Source organism: Pseudomonas syringae group sp. J309-1 (assembly GCF_032582135.1).
GTDB lineage: Bacteria > Pseudomonadota > Gammaproteobacteria > Pseudomonadales > Pseudomonadaceae > Aquipseudomonas > Aquipseudomonas quasicaspiana.
In genome coordinates, this window is record NZ_JAWHNU010000091.1 from 1 (window position 1) to 16,355 (window position 16,355).

Annotated in this window: 9 protein-coding genes; 6 read left to right on the plus strand and 3 right to left on the minus strand. The window is 53.6% G+C overall.

Annotated features, from left to right (window positions below):
• Positions 1-352: 352 nt before the first annotated feature.
• Complete coding sequence (locus tag RX972_RS27965) at positions 353-772, plus strand: hypothetical protein (RefSeq protein ID WP_316880435.1); 420 nt, start codon at positions 353-355, stop codon at positions 770-772.
• A 261-nt stretch (positions 773-1,033) separates the two neighbouring features.
• Here the strand turns inward: RX972_RS27965 and RX972_RS27970 are convergent, their stop codons facing one another.
• From RX972_RS27970 to RX972_RS27980, 3 genes are all read right to left on the minus strand, one after another.
• Complete coding sequence (locus RX972_RS27970; RefSeq protein WP_231677884.1) at positions 1,034-1,294, minus strand: hypothetical protein; 261 nt, start codon at positions 1,292-1,294, stop codon at positions 1,034-1,036.
• 167 nt (positions 1,295-1,461) lie between these two features.
• A complete protein-coding gene (locus tag RX972_RS27975; protein ID WP_316880440.1) occupies positions 1,462-3,684 on the minus strand; it encodes an autotransporter outer membrane beta-barrel domain-containing protein in 2,223 nt (740 codons plus the stop codon).
• Between the two features lie 200 nt (positions 3,685-3,884).
• Positions 3,885-6,515, minus strand: coding sequence for an autotransporter outer membrane beta-barrel domain-containing protein (locus tag RX972_RS27980; protein WP_316880442.1), 2,631 nt, complete (start codon positions 6,513-6,515; stop codon positions 3,885-3,887).
• A gap of 304 nt (positions 6,516-6,819) precedes the next feature.
• Between RX972_RS27980 and RX972_RS27985 the strand changes: the two genes are divergently transcribed.
• The 5 genes from RX972_RS27985 (at position 6,820) to RX972_RS28005 (ending at position 16,284) form a co-directional block, all read left to right on the plus strand.
• Positions 6,820-9,633 carry a hypothetical protein gene (locus RX972_RS27985; protein ID WP_316880444.1) on the plus strand — a complete coding sequence of 938 codons (2,814 nt, stop codon included), beginning with the start codon at positions 6,820-6,822 and terminating at the stop codon, positions 9,631-9,633.
• Between the two features lie 122 nt (positions 9,634-9,755).
• The gene (locus RX972_RS27990) at positions 9,756-11,627 is read left to right on the plus strand and encodes a hypothetical protein (protein ID WP_316880445.1); all 1,872 of its coding nucleotides are present in this window, start codon (positions 9,756-9,758) and stop codon (positions 11,625-11,627) included.
• Positions 11,628-11,696: 69 nt separating this feature from the next.
• Positions 11,697-12,839, plus strand: a complete 1,143-nt coding sequence (locus tag RX972_RS27995) for a hypothetical protein (protein WP_316880447.1) — start codon at positions 11,697-11,699, stop codon at positions 12,837-12,839.
• Between the two features lie 663 nt (positions 12,840-13,502).
• Positions 13,503-14,861 carry a hypothetical protein gene (locus RX972_RS28000; RefSeq protein ID WP_316880449.1) on the plus strand — a complete coding sequence of 453 codons (1,359 nt, stop codon included), beginning with the start codon at positions 13,503-13,505 and terminating at the stop codon, positions 14,859-14,861.
• 301 nt (positions 14,862-15,162) lie between these two features.
• On the plus strand, positions 15,163-16,284 hold the full coding sequence (locus RX972_RS28005; protein ID WP_316880451.1) for a hypothetical protein: 1,122 nt from the start codon (positions 15,163-15,165) through the stop codon (positions 16,282-16,284).
• The last annotated feature ends 71 nt before the right edge of the window (positions 16,285-16,355 follow it).

Consider the following 16,355-nt stretch of genomic DNA (forward strand, 5'->3'; position numbering starts at 1 on the left):
CTGTCAGATTCCGGAAATTGAGCCCGGTTGACTATCTAGAGGTGGGAGCGAATTCATTCGCGAAAGCGGCATGTCGGACGATGGAGATGTATCGGATGTACCGACCCTTCGTGAATGAATTCGCTCCCACAGGTTTTTGCCTGACGCCGATGAATACCCGTTTCCTCCTTTGCAGCGACCAACGGACTGTCATGTCTGACAGTAGACGCCCTGTTTTTTTCGTCCCACAGTGGTCCTGGACTGAAGGAGGTCCTTCAGCTCTTTAACCCTGTACGGGCATGTTCAGTATTTGGCGAGTTGGAGGCAATTGCTTATTACAGGGATTGAGGTTTTTAACTCAGGGAGTTAGATCATGGAATATATACAGAATGGTGACTTCGGTACCGGCAAGCTGGACCCTTGGCGTCCCGTGATGGGTTCCACAATTGATATTGTCGAAGAGGATGGTCGCTATCATGCGGTACTAAACGACAGTGACAAGTTGAACCAAAGCGTTCGAATCGCGGATGTACAACCCCGGCGGTTCTTGCTCGCCATTGAATTGAAAGTGGTCAATGGTACTGAGGAGGATAAAGGGCAAGTGCACTTGCTTTGGTCATCGAATGCCATATTCAGGACGTACTATCCTGCTGTGTCTGATGACTGGGCGACCACGACGTTTGATTTGTTTGTCTCGAATGTAGCGACTACCAACAATATCGAGGTACTGGTTGAGCCTCGATTCACCAAGGAGGTTTTGGTGAGAAGAGTTTCCCTCAGCGATGAGCGATAACGCAAACACTGACGCAGCCTAAGTGTGGAGTCGCTTGGGTAAGCGTGTGATGTTTTGAACACATGCAGGAGAGAATTCATTCGCGGATGACCCCTTCGCGAATGAATTCGCTCCCACAGGGCTGTGCCTGACGCCGACAAATTGAGCTCAGGTACCGATCTGAGGTGGGAGCGAATTCATTCGCGAAAGCGGCATGTCGGGCGATGGATATGCATCGGGTGTACCGTCCCCTTCGCGAATGAGTTCCCTCCCACAAAACGCTTAACCACGGCCCTGCTTGTACTCCACCAGCCCCGGCAACAGCTGTTTATCAATCGCCTGTCTCACCGCCGGTAATATCGTCGCGCTGCCGGTCAGCATCTGCTCCACCAGGCGCTTCAATGCGGTGGCGCGACCGTCGGTCAGGCCGCATACAACTTGCGCGCAGGCCTGCTCGGCAGTTGCGCCCGCAGGCACTTCGAAGCCAATTGATCGTAGCTGGCTGATCAGATCTTCCTGGTCAATCAAGTCCGCGTGCATCATCCCGTGCGCTCCTTTTGGTGAGGTATGGAGCGATTCTGGTTGCGGCCAGGCATGGCGGCAAGAGGGTTGTCCGGCATGGCTATGATCAGGTCGTTTTTCGGCCAGGCCGCATGGGCCCTGCAGGCAAAAAAAGGGGCCATACAGGCCCCTGATTTTCACTACAACATTTACCAGTTGTAACGCACGCCCACATTAACACCCCAAGGCTGCTCGATATTACGGCCCTTCATGTAGTCGAAATCAGCATGCACCTGCAGTACATCCGTCAGTTGTGCCGCAATGCCCAGACCCAGCTCACCGCGTGTGCCCGACAAGTCATTGGTGAAGCGTGATTCATTGATCTTCACCTTGTTGGAGGTCACGAACTCGCGAGCCACCGCTGCTTTGACGTAAGGCTGAACGAAGCCACCATCATCCAGCGCAAATTTACGACCCAAATGGCTGCCGACTTTACCGAGCAGTGAGTCAGCTTTATTGCTGCGAGCCTCAAGTCCATTATCGAGTTTGTAGTCTTCACCGCTGACCCAAAGACCAGACACCTGCGCATAGGGCTCAACGAACCAGTTTTCACTGAATGTGATGTGCTTTCCCGCTTCAACGGAAGCACCCACGCCGTAGTTGTTGTAATCGCCCTTGCTCTTGCCCCCGTCACGCATGGTCACGTCGGCCGAGTTCTGGAAGCGGTTGGCCTTGATCAACGCATCAATATAGAAACCGTTATCCGCCAGCCAGGTGCTGTACGCGCCGACATAGTAGCTGTCGACCTTACCTTTGTTGCCCGCCTTGAGATCCAGATCGGATTTGCTATAACCGCCCATCAGGCCGACCAGCCATTGCCCGTTGCTGCTGGAAATCGGCAGATCGGCACCGAAGGAAATACCTTGCTGCTGCTGCGAGTACTCAATGCCACCCGCGGCCGACATGTTGTGTTTGTTGCCATAGGTGCGCATCCAGCCGCCACCCTGATTGCTGTCGGTGCGCAGTTCGCCCATGCGGCTACGCAGTGTTGCTGCTTCGCCATACCAAACAGTTGGTGCTGCGCTGAACAAACCGATCGCAACTTCAGTGCTCTTGGAGACGGTGCCTGTCTGAACCAGGAACCAGTCATTACCGCTGGCACCATCGCCACGTTGTTGCAGTTCATAGGAATAGGCACCGGCATCTACCAGGCCGTCTGCACTATCAACGGCGAACTGCGCATCGCCATTATCGATATGAATCAACTGACGTTCGTCGCCGCCCGCCACCGGTTGTGCGCCGGTATTTTCCACTTGCAGTTTGTGAGCACCGGTCGCGTTGCCGGATACGTTCAGCGAGTCGCCAGTTCCGGCAGCCAGATCGGTGCCGAGCGCGAAGGTGCCGTTGCCGGACAGCTCTTTAACGTCCAGTTGATGGAAGCTGGCATTGCCGTCGGTGCCACGCAGATCAACCATACCGTCATTCAGATTCAGCTTGCCAACGCTGGAGGAACCTTCCATGACCCATAGCGATGAGTTATCAATGGTCAACGACGTGGCGTTGGTGATGGTGCCGGTAAGGCTGGCGCTGTTTTTCAGGTCCAGATTGGCAGTAGAACCCGCGACAACGACAACGTCACCGATCAAGCGACTGTTGCTCACGTTGAAGTTCGCCGTGGCATTGCCTTGTACGTCCAGAATGACACCGTTGCCACCCGTCAGCGTAGAGCCGTTGGCCACATCGATATCGGTCGCGGTATCAAACCCCGGACTACCGGCTACCAAAAGGGCACTGCCGTTTATCCCTTCAATGTGTGAACCGTCGATCTGTAGCCGGGGTTCAATCGTGCCGCCGCTACTTGGCTGTGAGAACAGAACGGCGCCGTTATTGTCGCCCTTGACTGTGCTGCCTTCGAGGACCTGAGCGCTGGCGCCGGCAAGCACAAGGCCGACCCCACCTTCGATAAAGCCTACAGAATCGGCGCCGTCGTTGCCGATGACATCAGTATTGCGCAGCACCAGCGTGGCATCATCCGTGACATTGATGCCCCGGCCGACACCGGAAACCAGGCTGTTGCTGACCGTGGCTGCTGAACTATGCGTGAGCCCCTGCAAGCGAATGCCCCAGCTTTCACTGCTGGAAGAGGTAGAGGTCGCAATGATGGTCGCGTTATCGATAGTTGCGGTGCTATCAATGAGCGTAATGCCGCTGGTGTCGACCGCATCTGCCCGGCCGTTATCGATGAAAAGCCTTGAGCCTTGGTGCGCGATGATATCTTTGGTCGCGCCTTCGTTGCTCACGTGAAGTTCCGAGTTTTCCTTCAATTGATAGTCTTCGACGGCGTCACCCTTTACGACGTAGAACTTGCCGCCAACGGGGACCTCTACTGCTTCAACCTGCCCAAGCGGAATCAATGTGCCGATCAGCGACAACGTGAGACACCCTCGGAAAGAGGGGGAGTAGTAAAATTTCATAATTATTTAGCACCCTGCGTCCGCGTTCACGAACTGGTTTAAGTGAGGGCGCTATTAGACAGAAGCTTCCTACAGTAATCGGTAGGCTGCTTCCGACGTAAATGTAGGAAACGTCCTATAAGTTAAATTTCGCGTCGAATAATAATTATCTAACTCGTTTACCACGCGTATCGGATGCCTATATTGACCCCCCAAGGTTGTTCGATATTGTCACCTTTGCTGTAATCCACGTCTGCATGCACCTGTAGTACGTCGGTCAATTGAGCCGCCACACCGGCACCTACCTCTCCTCGTGTTCCGGACAGGTCATCACTGAATGTCGTGCTGTTAACCTTGACCTTGTTGCTGTGCGCAAATTCCTGCGCGCCGGCCACTCGTACATAAGGTTGTACAAATCCTCCGCGCTGTAGGTCGATGGTCCGCCCCAGGTACGTGCCGACCTTGCCTAGCAGTGAATCCGCGTGATTACTCCGGGCCTGCATGCCGTTATCGAGTCCATAATTTTCACCGGACACCCAGAGGCTTGAAAGCTGCACGTAGGGCTCGACGAACCATTTATCTGCAAGGGCGATATGCTTGCCACTCTCGATCGAGCCCCCGACACCATAATTGTCGTACTTGCCCTCTGCCTTGACGCCGTTACTCATGAGCACATCTGCCTTGTTCTCGAAACGATTGGCCTTGATGACCGCATCAACGTAGTAGCCGGAGGTAGAAATCCAGGTGCTGTATAGCCCCAGGTAGTAACTGTTTACCTCCCCGGAGGTGCCATTTTTCAGGTCCAGATCTGATTGACTCAAGCCGCCCATCACGCCCACCAGCCATTGCCCATCCGCGCTGGGCAGCGGTGTATCGACGCCCAGGGACACCCCCTGTTGGGTTTGTTGATAACTCACTTGATCGGCCGCCGAGACATTGAATTTGTTGCCGTAGGCGCGCGCCCAGGTACCGCCCTCCGTGCGACCGGTGCGCAATTCACCCATGCGGCTGCGCAACGTGCTCAATTCGCCGTACCACACGGTAGGTGCAGCGCTGAACAGCCCTACAACCGCCCGGGTGCTGGGTGTAATAATGGGGTCTCCGGGATTTCCTGGGTCAGGGTTGGTGGTGTTGGCCTGCACCAGAAACCAGTCGGTGCCTCGTTTCTGAAGTTCATACTGAAAGGTGCCCACATCCACGGCACCCTCGGGAATCGCGAATACCCCGTCGCCGCTGCCCGTATGCACGACTTGTTGAGCATGGTCCTCCTGAATGGGGTCTACCCCCGTATTTTGTACGGCCAGTGTATGACTGCCGGTTGCACTGCCCGTCACGTTGATCAAGTCACTCAAGTGACCCGCCAGGTCAGTGCCTATTGCAAAGGTCCCGGCTCCGGAAAGCGCCCCAAGGGTAAGTACACGAAAGCCCGCATTGGCACCGCGCAGATTAACGGTCCCGCCGTTCAGTGCCAGGCTGCCCACGGACGAATCGTTGACCATGTTCCAGCGAGAGGTCGAGTCCATATTCATGCTCTGGGCATTGCTCACGGTGCCCGTTAACGTGCTGTTGTTACTCAGGTTGATCGCCGCCGGGGTCGCCGCATCCTGAACGATATCGCCCGTCATCTGGCTTTGGTTCAGGTTCAGTCTCCCGATGTTGCTCAATTGACCGGTAAACGTGGACTGGTTGCTCAGCGAAACCGAAGCAACTGACCCGCTGCCCTCGACAACCGCGCCGGTGAATGAACTACTGTCGATAGCCAGGCTGCCGATGTTTGACATCGTGCCGGTATAGGTAGAGTTGGCGGCCATTGTCACCGGCACGGTCGAACCCGCCGGTACGCTCAGGTTTCCGGTCACGGCGCTGGCATTCATGTCCAGGCTGTTAATGTCTGTCAGGTTGCCCGTAAGGCTGGAATTGTTCCGTAAATCGATATCAGCAATGTTGTTATTGAACACCTGCACATTGCCGATGAGGGTACTGCTGTCAACGATGAAGTCGAGCGTGGAGATACTTGAACCTGCGGTACCCCCTTGTTCGCCGACCTGCAAAATCGTGGCATTTCTCGCATTCAACACAGTGCCGTTGCGCACAGTGATGCTGGGCGTTGCCGGGATGCTCAAAGAGTCGACGAAAATCGCACTGCCCGCCGTGCCGGTCACGGTGCTGTTATCCAGTATCAGGGTCGGTGTGGGAAATGTGCCACCGTCATTGATGACGAGGACCCCACGGTTGCTGCCTGTGACCGTACTGCCACTCTCAACCGTCGCATTGCCCCCAAACAACACCAACCCGTAGCCATTATCGGTGAGCCCCCCGCCTGACCCAGAACCTGACACTTGGGTATTGACCAGCGTCGCCAGCCCGCCATACGCGACGTTTACTCCTCGGCCAAAGCCGTTGATGACGCTGTCGGTCACTGTGGCTGTTGAGGGTGCACCGGCCAGATTAGCCACGGTCAGGCCCATCCCTGCGGTGGCGTTGATGGTGGAGTTCAAAATTGTCGCAGTGCTGCTGTTTAACCGCACTCCGATTACATTGCCGTTACCCGCTACCGGCGTCACCGTAGCGCCGGACACATTAACCGTTGAGCCGTTGTCGGCACCAATGCTCAGTGTTTGTGCGCCGGGAAGCACGTTTAGCGTCGCAGTTTGCAGCGTCCAGAAGTCCAGTGGGAACGCTGGCCCTACATTAACGGTCTGGCCAGGTACAAGCGATAAACCGCTGGCTGACTCCGTCAGGGTGAGTGCAGCAATAAGACTGATCGTCCAGTAACGAGCTTTCATGGTGATGTCGATACTGTAGCGCATGTAATTTTTCTCCCCTGAATAAAACAGGAACCCGCATGACTGCGGGGGTTTATTCACACCCTCGGCCGCAATAATTCTCAGGTACGTTCCAGTGATCTAAAGGTTATAGCCGCGCAGTAGTTCGCTTAAACTATTTGGCGATAAGGGTTATCGCGTATTGGAATCGATATATTGCAAGTGGTTGAAAAAGTTAGGTAATTTTAAATTCGCCTAATTTGCTCACTGTCATTTATGACAGTGACAGTGCAAATAATCAGACTAATACTTTCGCCTCAGTCCTACAGGTACACAGGGAGTCACTGTAATGAAAGCGAGACAGAGTATTAATAATCAACCTGCGCAAGGGCCACTGCCTGGAGTGGAAGTGCCCTTTGTTTCCGAGGATGGCAAGTTACCTCATGATCAATGGGATCAAGATCTAAGAGTTTCAGTTCTTAATCATGATAGTTTTACCGACGGTACGATTATCTGGCTGACCCTTAACTCCGTCGTCTATGGCACCTCGCGTACGGTGGAAAGCGGGCATGTTGGCGACCCGTCCATACGCTACACATTCGAGGTGTCCAAAGACGACTTTCCTTCCGGGAATCCGCAGGTCGAAACCGCAATTAATTACAAGGTGCAATATCCGGGTACTGAAGGCACCTCTTCATCGCCGTTCACCTACACATTGATATTCGATAAACAGCCGCCTGGAGGTAATCCACTGGCTTATATCAATTTCACGCCTGAGCAGCTTCAGGGTATTTATCCGGACGATATTATTGAGGGTAACTTGCGCACGATTCTCCCCCCTTGGTCGGGTATGGCCTTGGGCGACAAACTGATTCCCTGGCTGGGCAATGCTGCCCCTGATGAAAGTAATGCCACTGAGGGGCTTATTCCGCAAGCCGAGATAGACATCGAGCAAGGCGACGTCGGGCGGCCAGTGGGTGTCTTGTTTCCGCAATCACATCTTGAAGCGTTGGGCGATATCCCCCAGCATTTCGGTTACCAACTCAGGGACGTAATGGGAAATGCCAGCGCTATTTCGCCCACCCGTGAGATTCCGGTTTATCTGCAAGTACCCGACATCAAACGTCCATCATCGGGTGGCAAAGCGCTGCCAGTTCCCCGCGTCACAAGGCAAAATCCTGCACTTGATCCGCTTAGTATAACGGGCACCAGGCCGAGTGATGGCAGGTTACCGAAGGCCATGTTGGGGGTACCGATTGCGGTCACTATTCCTTTACCTCCGACTCCGCGGCTAAACATGACAGCGCAATTGTTGCTCAATGGTTTTGAGCTCACTGATGCGATCGGCTCTCCTGTACCTATGTCGGATTCGGTACCTACCATCATAGAGATTGCGGTGGGTGACCAGCCAGACCTTACCCCAGCTGACTACCACGGTCTGATCTGGCGTCTGGATTACTGGCTGAGGGACAATAATTCGGGATCCGCAGGCCCGTCCTATAAGCAAGTACCGCTTATCTTCGACGGGTTTGCCCCGGGGGGGATTCCACCCGTTCCGGGCGCTATATCATTTACGCCAGAGCAAATGGAGGGCATCACCGAAGACGACATGGACGGTACTGCTGGCGGCCTTAAGGTCCATATGTCTTCGTGGTACGGCGAGGATTATGACGATCAGGTCGAGTTGTGGTTAGGGGATGGGCCAGCGCTCGCTGACGGCAGCTACATCGTCCCACTACCGCCCAAAGTGACGGCTCCTGGCTCTGGCCTGGACGTCCTGTTCCCTCGTGCATTGCTGGAAGCCTTCCCCCCTGGAGAGGTCTTTTTCGGCTACCGAGTGACGGATTGGGCGGGCCATGTCAGCGAATTGTCCTATACGACAGGGATTAACGTATTTCTCAACGGTTTGCCTGAAGCTCTTCTGGCACCGTTGATTCCAGAAGCTGCGCCTTACAATCCTGCAGACGGTACGGGCTTGCCAGCGGGTGCCGGGCTGTTGATATGGAATGAAGCTAATCCGACGACAAGGATTGATATCCCGACCTACACAAACGTCGCTGAGAATGACCGGGTTTATATCAAATGGAATACGCTCACCAATATTCCGCCGGTGCCAGTTCTGCAAACTGACATCGATAATGCCGTGACCAATGGTTATTTGCTGAGAATTGAACTGCAGTTCAAAGAATACGTCTTTCTTGATGCCGGCGGTGACAATATTGGGGTCGGATATGAAGTGCATGCGGCCAACGGCACGCCGCCGGTACCGTCTCCTCTTCAATATATCAATGTTGACCTGGAAACGCCGGGCGGGATAGTAGATCCTGACCCTGATAAACCAGAACATCCAAACATGCGGGGGCCGCAGCTGCTGAGCGACTTTGCGGGCAGTCAGCCTAATATCATTACTGCGCCAGCGTTTGCGTCGCCGGCCAAACTTACAGTGTTCAGGGCCGGTGCTATCAACTCGGCTTTGCCCATCTGGAAACTTGGCGATGTTATCAGTTTCTACTGGGGGGCCGATCATACTGATGATCCGGTGGACGTTGATATCGACGCAAGTAATGAGACGACTGATATCGTAATCCCCATACCGGCTACGATGATCCGTGATAACGGTCCTGGATCTGCCATTCCTTTGTATTACGTCATCACTCGTGAGCTACGACCTGGGCATTTTGTTACTGCCCAGTCGCTTGTCACCTTGCTTCAAGTTACCTCGCCAGATGCATTGCCAGGCGGACCGAACGATCTGGTCGCGGCCTACTTCCCGCAAGCTGTCTCAGGCGGAACATATAAGGTAATTCAACATGACGTGGGGCATGCCGGGACGACATTGCAGATTCCAACGCGAGGGGTATTGCATGTACAAAAAGGCGACTTTATCAGTGTCGACTTTGTGGGTGTGCTGAGCATGACAGACCCTACCGCCGCGCCCATTGAAGCTTCGCGGATCACTGTCACCGCTCACCCGATTGACGCAGATGATGACGCGCGTGGATATTTTGAAGTTCCTTTGCCGTATTCTAAAACTTACTTTATCTGCGAAAACCTGTCGACCACCAACTATAGGATCAGAAACAGCGCTGGAGAAAAAGCAGCGCTTCAAGAAGTTATTTTCTGGGCGCTTTATGAGGCCGGGTTGGGTTGTAAGTTGCCGTAAGTCAGGCTGGTTGATGTCGTCACGGGCTGGCTTGAACTACCAATAATCTTTAGTAAGGCAAGCCCGTGCTCAATTGTTAGGTGTCGAACTGTCATCACTCGCATCGTTTAAGGATGAGTATCATGAAAATTAATGACTTACCGGGCCCTAAGTCAGGTCGGGTTCTGGCCCCGCTGGTATTCCAGGGCATCAATGATTCGCCAGAGAACCCGCGTCTGGGGTTGGGCCACAATCAAATAGCAGATCCTAGCGCAGTCGTGGGGATTGTTGCCAAACTTCCCGACGTCAAGCGTGTGGGCGACCAATATACGCTGTATTGGGACGACGTTATTGTTCAGGAGTACGAACTCGATCAGACCATCATTGACAAGGGCTGGCTGAGTTTCAGCGTCTCGGCCAGCCTTATCGAAGTTCCACAAGGTGAGGTGTACTACTATCTTTTCTCCCCGGGAGCGGGCAGCTCTGACCAGTCGGTTTTACGTACCATCGCTGTCAAACGGCGTGTGCCGGGTGGCACTGATCTTAATCCCGACACCGGGATTAATGACCGGTTGGTACCTTGCACCGTAGACCCTGACCCCGTCAACGATGTCGATAGCACCGTTACCGTTCAGGTACCTGCGTGGATATATCAAGCGCTGGGTGATGAACTGACGGTCATGTGGAATCACATCCGCGTTAACCACCCGAAACTACAAGCCCTGGGGCCGCAAAGTGTCATTATCCCCAAGCAAGTCCTCGAAGCGGGAGGCAGCAGTGATAAGTTGCTGGTCAATTATGAAATTCGCGACATTGTAGACAATTATTCGTTTCTATCTCAACCTGCCTATTTTGTGGTTGAAATCGATCCTGATGCATTGGTGGGGGCTCGGGTGGTTGAGGCTGACCGCACGACATTAGTGCTGGACCTCATTGCACTTGGTGATAACGACGTTCATGTCGCCATTCCTTCTCATATCGGTAATGGCAAAGGTTACGACGTGACGCTTAGTTGGATAGGCAAGACGCCAAACACTGTCATTGAACTCATTTTCCCACCTGAAAGAGTGGACGACCCTTCGTTTGAACATGCGCAGTTCACCATCCTCAATGCGGATATCAAAAACATCGCAGGTGGCTCGGCGGTCGTGCGTTACACCCTGAAACAGGATGATGTCACCGGTGAAAAAAAATCCCGCACCACGACGATCACCCTTACCGGTCTGCCTGTCCCATTAGCCGGACCTGTAATCGACGAAGCCAATGGTACCAACGTCATTGATCTGTCTGATATCACGGGGCCGGAGGTTACCGTCACCATAGAACCTTATATTGGGCAAAGCGCTGGCGATAAAGTCTTGCTCACATGGGACGGCACTCCCGTCCAAGGCGCGCCGGTCAATTACACCGACGATGAAACCATCCAGGCGGGTGATGAAACCGACCCGGTAATCTTCAAGATTAACAAAGTCGATAACCTCGATCCTTTGGCGGGCGGGGCGTTGGCATTGAGTTATCAAGTGGTGTTCAAGGCCACCGGAAACTTGCAACCTTCTCCCGTAACACCTTATACCGTCCTTGCAGTCGTGACGGGGCCTGTGAACGGGTATGAAAGCTTCGAAACACAGCCCTATGCCATCCTGCCAATAAATACCCCATTGCCGTTTGCCAATGATTTGACCGTTACCGTCACACTCGCACCCGGTACAAACACACTCAATCCCAGTGTTCCAGAGTTTGGGAATGTGGCACTTTATTGCGGAAGAAACAGCAAAATCAAGTTGGAGTTCGGCGGCACGATCAGTCGCTTCCTGATCAGCCATACGTTCACGACGGAACAAAACAAGTTGGAGTTCTTCGATGCGGCAGGGTTGGTGGTGACGCATTATCTAACGGTGGGAGGTATTAGTTCTGTCAATAATGACGATTTTACCCTGCCTCGGCCTTGCACGTATTGCGAGTTAGCAGTAGCTGCAAATAGAGATGTTATGATTGATAACCTTGTCTGGTTGTAAGGTGGGGGAATCTTCCCGGTAACCATCAGTGTTGCCGGGACATTTCCAGGTTACTGTGAGGTATAAATTATGGACATTCATTATGAACAAGCGCCTACCGGTGTTTCCACTATTGACGACGTGGTAGATAGCAAGGGAGATCCGGTCCCGCGCGACACCACCACCCAAGACCCCGTCCTGACTCTTTCAGGCAGCGGGACCCGAAATTCGGTGGTATTCATCTTCGATAACGGTGACCTGCTAACCCCGGCCTCGGTAATAGATCCCGGTGGTACCTGGAACTTCACCGAATCGGTCACGTTGGGACGCCATGCGTTTACTGTGCGGGATTCTCTGGCGGGAGTGGATTCGCCGCAGTGGGTGGTTACCGTCTCCGTTGCTGCGGTCCAGCCGACAATTGAAGAGGTTCTCGACTCTAGTGGCATTCCTGTCCCCCATGACAGCAGTACGTCGGACCCGAGCATTACCTTGTTTGGCACCGCTGAGCCAGACGCAGTCATTGAAATTGATGACGAGGGCGCATCGTGGGGCACGACGCCTGCGCCCAATGGGCTATGGATTAAGCCCCTGACGGGATTGCAACCGGGCAGGCATGAGTTCGTGGCCAAAGCCGTGAATAGCCAGGCAGCGTCGGCTCCATGGGTAGTCACTTATGTGTTCGAGCGATTGGTCATCGATACTTCACCCGCCATTCTGAACGGAGTGCTGTACCACGCGTGGACTGCGCCGCCCTTTCCGCCAGCAGGCGCTTACGTGGACAGGCCGGCCAGCGGTGGTGTGCCGCCTTACAGCTACACGTCTGCCAACCCCGCCATCGCCACGGTTGACGAAAGAGGTCGCGTGATTTCGGCGGGTAATGGGCTCACTACCATTACAGTGGCTGATAGCGCGGGCAGCACGGCAACGTTTACGGCCATTGTGTCGAATGTTTACCAGTTTTTCGGGGCTGGGGTCCGCGCCAATCATACGTTGGCGTCCTGGGCGGTCAGAGACTTGGGAGGCTATCTTCCTTCGATAGCTGAGTATCGTTTATTCAAGGCGGCCTATAGAGATGAAGCGGGGCAGCTGACACCGCTTAACTGTTGGACAAGAGACCAGGCGCCCGGGCCGGATTTAACAGACTGTTGGTCTTTTGTGCCTTCAACGGGCCAAGAGCAATTAATCCCGTGGGCGTCGCCGGGGGATGCGTTCGGTATTGTCATGAGGCCTTGATGAATTAAATTGTTTAGCCGATGCATTTTAAGTTGATACAGAGACAGCATTTATTTGCTCCGCCTTAAGTATTAATTGTCCGTCTTTCTCTGCTGGAGATTACACGGTGTCCCCGACGCAAACATCATTCTGGAGCTCACGAGCAACGCGAGGCAGCGATGGCGGGTGTCAGACAAATCGCTATTGCTGCCTTACGGTGTTCGTGCGTTCTTACAGAAGAATTGTCCAGGTTGGGATAGTTATTTCATGTTTGACCGGAGTCACCCCGATGTCCCTGAAACCATGCTGTCGTGCAGCAAACGGGGACCTGTAGGAGCGCGCTTGCCCGCGATTAATTTTTGCAGTCGATGAAAATGTCGCCTGTGCTGGCGCAATCACGGTCAAGCGCACTCCTATAGATAGAATTATTCTAAATCAGGTTGTTATATTTTGTTTGATGACAGCCGTCGGTCGCTCCTACTAGGAGGCTAGACGACACCGCGCTGGAGACTAATAGCGATAGATAATGAAGATGCACTTGAAATCGCCAATAGATCTAACCACTGTCATTTCTGACAGTAGTTAAGATTCCGATTGTTTGGCAATACTTCCATAATCACCATTTACCACCCTGACTTTCAGATGTTGTCAGCCAAACTACCTCGATCCAAGCAGGTAAACAAAATGGACATTAAACCGCAATCCACCCCCGAACGAATCGAGTCTTCGATTACGAGTGTTACCGACAGCCAAGGGGATCCCGTTCCGCCCGACACCATCACCCAAGACACCGTCCTGACCCTTTCAGGCAGCGGGAAGGCAAGCTCGATAGTGTTCATCTTCGACGACGACGTGCTGCTAACCCCGGCCTCGGTGACGATCAATCGCACTTGGAACTTCACCGAAACGGTCGCGTTGGGACGGCATGTGTTTACCGTTCGTGATGAATTGGGCGGAGTGGATTCGCCTGAGTGGGGGGTGACTGTAGGCGAGGCCACTGTAGTCCCTGAAATCATTCGCGTCGTGGATGGTAGCGGCAGCGAGATCTCCAACGGCGGCACTACCGAAGACGGCAGCACAATCAGTGTTTACGGAACGGCCTTGCCCAATCAACAGGTCGAGCTCTTTGATTACACCTCGCCTGTGGGGACGGCGCCGGTCGATTTGAATGGCGACTGGATGTTCCAAGCTCCACAGGTTGGTGCCAAGACTTACAGCATCACTGCCAAGGGGGTGTATGGAAGCTTTCCCGTTTCGCCGCTGGCATGGGTGTTTACGGTGGAGGCGGCGTCGCCCTCTGTGGCCATTACTAATGTGAGGGATTCTGAGGGTAATGAGATTGAGCCGGGAGGTACGACCAGCAGTACTAGCCTTATATTGACTGGTACTGCTATGGCTGGGCAGGCGGTGCAGATCTATGATGGAGAAACTTTACTGAGAACTGAAACTGCAGGCGGAGGTATTTGGACATGCTCTCTGCCTCCACTGACAGGCAAGGAGTACCGCTTCAAAGCAAGGGGGCTCTATGGCAATAATCCGGAGTCCTCTGTATGGCGAGTGACAATAGTTGTGCGCTCTGGATTTGAGGACTTTGAGGCAGAAATACCTCGAGTGATTCCTTTTACGCCCCCGACCATATTGCGCTCAGGACTTCGCTTGAAGCCGATATATTTGTCCCCGAACGCATTGCAAATAGTTAGAGGCGGAAGTTCACAAGGTGAGCACGGCTTTCAGTATTTGTACCTAAACGCTTCAGCTGATGTTGAATTGACGTTGCCTGATGAGGGTTTTAGAGTGGTAAAATTTACCGCTTGGTCGTCAATTGATACCCCTCAGAATACCTTTAGAGATTATTGCGTTTTTATTTGCGAGTATAGCGATGGAACTCGTGACATACAGAGACCTGATTTTATCGCGGGAGTAAAGGTGGTGATAATGTTCGCTGCGCCATCAGGGGCAACGCTGCGCAAAATCGGATTGAGTCGTATTGATGAAACATATCGTGGAACGGTCGCTTGCGATAGCTTCATATGGTCAGAGTAAGTTTTTTCAGTTTCAGCGTTTGATTGGCATATGGTGGAAAAACAGTGACGACTCTACGCCTGTAGTAGTGATTCGAGGCTGTAGGTGGCTCACGGCTGACGGATCTTCTACAGTCGCGATGCTGTCCTCCAGGCTGTGGAATATAAACAAGGGTTGAGAAGTCGCCTATTTTTTTAACTATTGTCACTTCTGACAGTAGTTAAAATTTCCGTTGTTTGGCAATGCTTGTGCTAGCGCCATTATCAATCCTGACATTCGGATGTTGTCAGCTAACTGCTTCGATCTACGCAGGTAAACAAAAATGGACATTCAACCGCACTCCACCCCCGAACGAATCGAGTCTTCGATTACGAGTGTTACCGACAGCCAAGGGGATTCAGTTCCGCCCGACACCACCACCGAAGATACTGTCCTGACCCTTACAGGCAGCGGGACGGCAAGCTCGATAGTGTTCATCTTCGACAACGACGTGCTGCTCACCCCGGCGTCGGTGACGATTAATCGCACCTGGAACTTCACCGAAACGGTCGCGTTGGGACGGCATGCGTTTACCGTTCGGGATTCGCTGGGAGGCGTGGATTCGCCAGAGTGGGTGGTAACTGTGGGCGAGGCCGTTGTGACGCCGGAGATCACTCTCGTTACGGACTCCAATGGCGAGATCGAGCCTGACGGCAACACTTTTGATACCAGCGTCACCCTGACAGGCACAGCCAAAGCCAGCGAAACGGTTGAACTGTTTCAGGACGGGGCGTTACAAGGCGACGTGCCGGTTAACCCGAGTGGCGTGTGGACGCGGCCCGTGACCGGTTTGACCGTGACGAACCATAACTTTCAGGTACGCGGCCGGTATGGCAACAACCCGGTATCAAACGTACGTAGCTTGACGGTATTGGCATCAGACGCTCCGACCATCTCCAACATCCAGGATGCTGCCGGTGTCGAAATCCCGCCGAACACCACAACGTTCAACACCAGCGTGACCTTGAGCGGTACGGCGGCTGCGGGGCAGCAGGTGCAGATTTTCGATGGGGCAAGCTCGCTGGGGATAGTGACTGCAACTGGAGGTACCTGGACGCTTCCGTTGACGGGCCTGGCACTCAAGGCTTACAGCGTCAAGGTGAGAGGGCTTTATGGCAGCAACCCTGAGTCGGATGTGCGAACCTTCACCGTAGCCACTGCACTTGATATCGATCGATCTCCTGTTGTATTGAACGGCATACGATTTAATACTTCCGAATGGCCAAGAAACGGTCGGGATGTGCAAGGCAATACAGTAATCCGATTTGCTCGCGGAGGGGTTCCTCCCTACGTTTACCGTTCGGGTAATCCAGGTATATGCAGCGTAAATAATCAGGGAAAAGCTACGGGGCTTCGTGATGGCAGCACAACGATATATGCTGATGATAATGCCGGTAATTCGTAAGCGCTCCATAAACCCCACCGACTTCAAGATGGGTATCGCGCTTAGCTGGGCGACACCGGCGAGCAGTTCCA

What these genes read in the sequence shown, in the direction of transcription:
- RX972_RS27970 (WP_231677884.1), bottom strand. Translation starts at nt 1,294, where the DNA reads ATGATGCACGCGGACTTGATTGACCAGGAAGATCTGATCAGCCAGCTA.
- RX972_RS27985 (WP_316880444.1), top strand. Translation starts at nt 6,820, where the DNA reads ATGAAAGCGAGACAGAGTATTAATAATCAACCTGCGCAAGGGCCACTG.
- RX972_RS28005 (WP_316880451.1), top strand. Translation starts at nt 15,163, where the DNA reads ATGGACATTCAACCGCACTCCACCCCCGAACGAATCGAGTCTTCGATT.
- RX972_RS28000 (WP_316880449.1), top strand. Translation starts at nt 13,503, where the DNA reads ATGGACATTAAACCGCAATCCACCCCCGAACGAATCGAGTCTTCGATT.
- RX972_RS27990 (WP_316880445.1), top strand. Translation starts at nt 9,756, where the DNA reads ATGAAAATTAATGACTTACCGGGCCCTAAGTCAGGTCGGGTTCTGGCC.
- RX972_RS27980 (WP_316880442.1), bottom strand. Translation starts at nt 6,515, where the DNA reads ATGCGCTACAGTATCGACATCACCATGAAAGCTCGTTACTGGACGATC.
- RX972_RS27995 (WP_316880447.1), top strand. Translation starts at nt 11,697, where the DNA reads ATGGACATTCATTATGAACAAGCGCCTACCGGTGTTTCCACTATTGAC.
- RX972_RS27965 (WP_316880435.1), top strand. Translation starts at nt 353, where the DNA reads ATGGAATATATACAGAATGGTGACTTCGGTACCGGCAAGCTGGACCCT.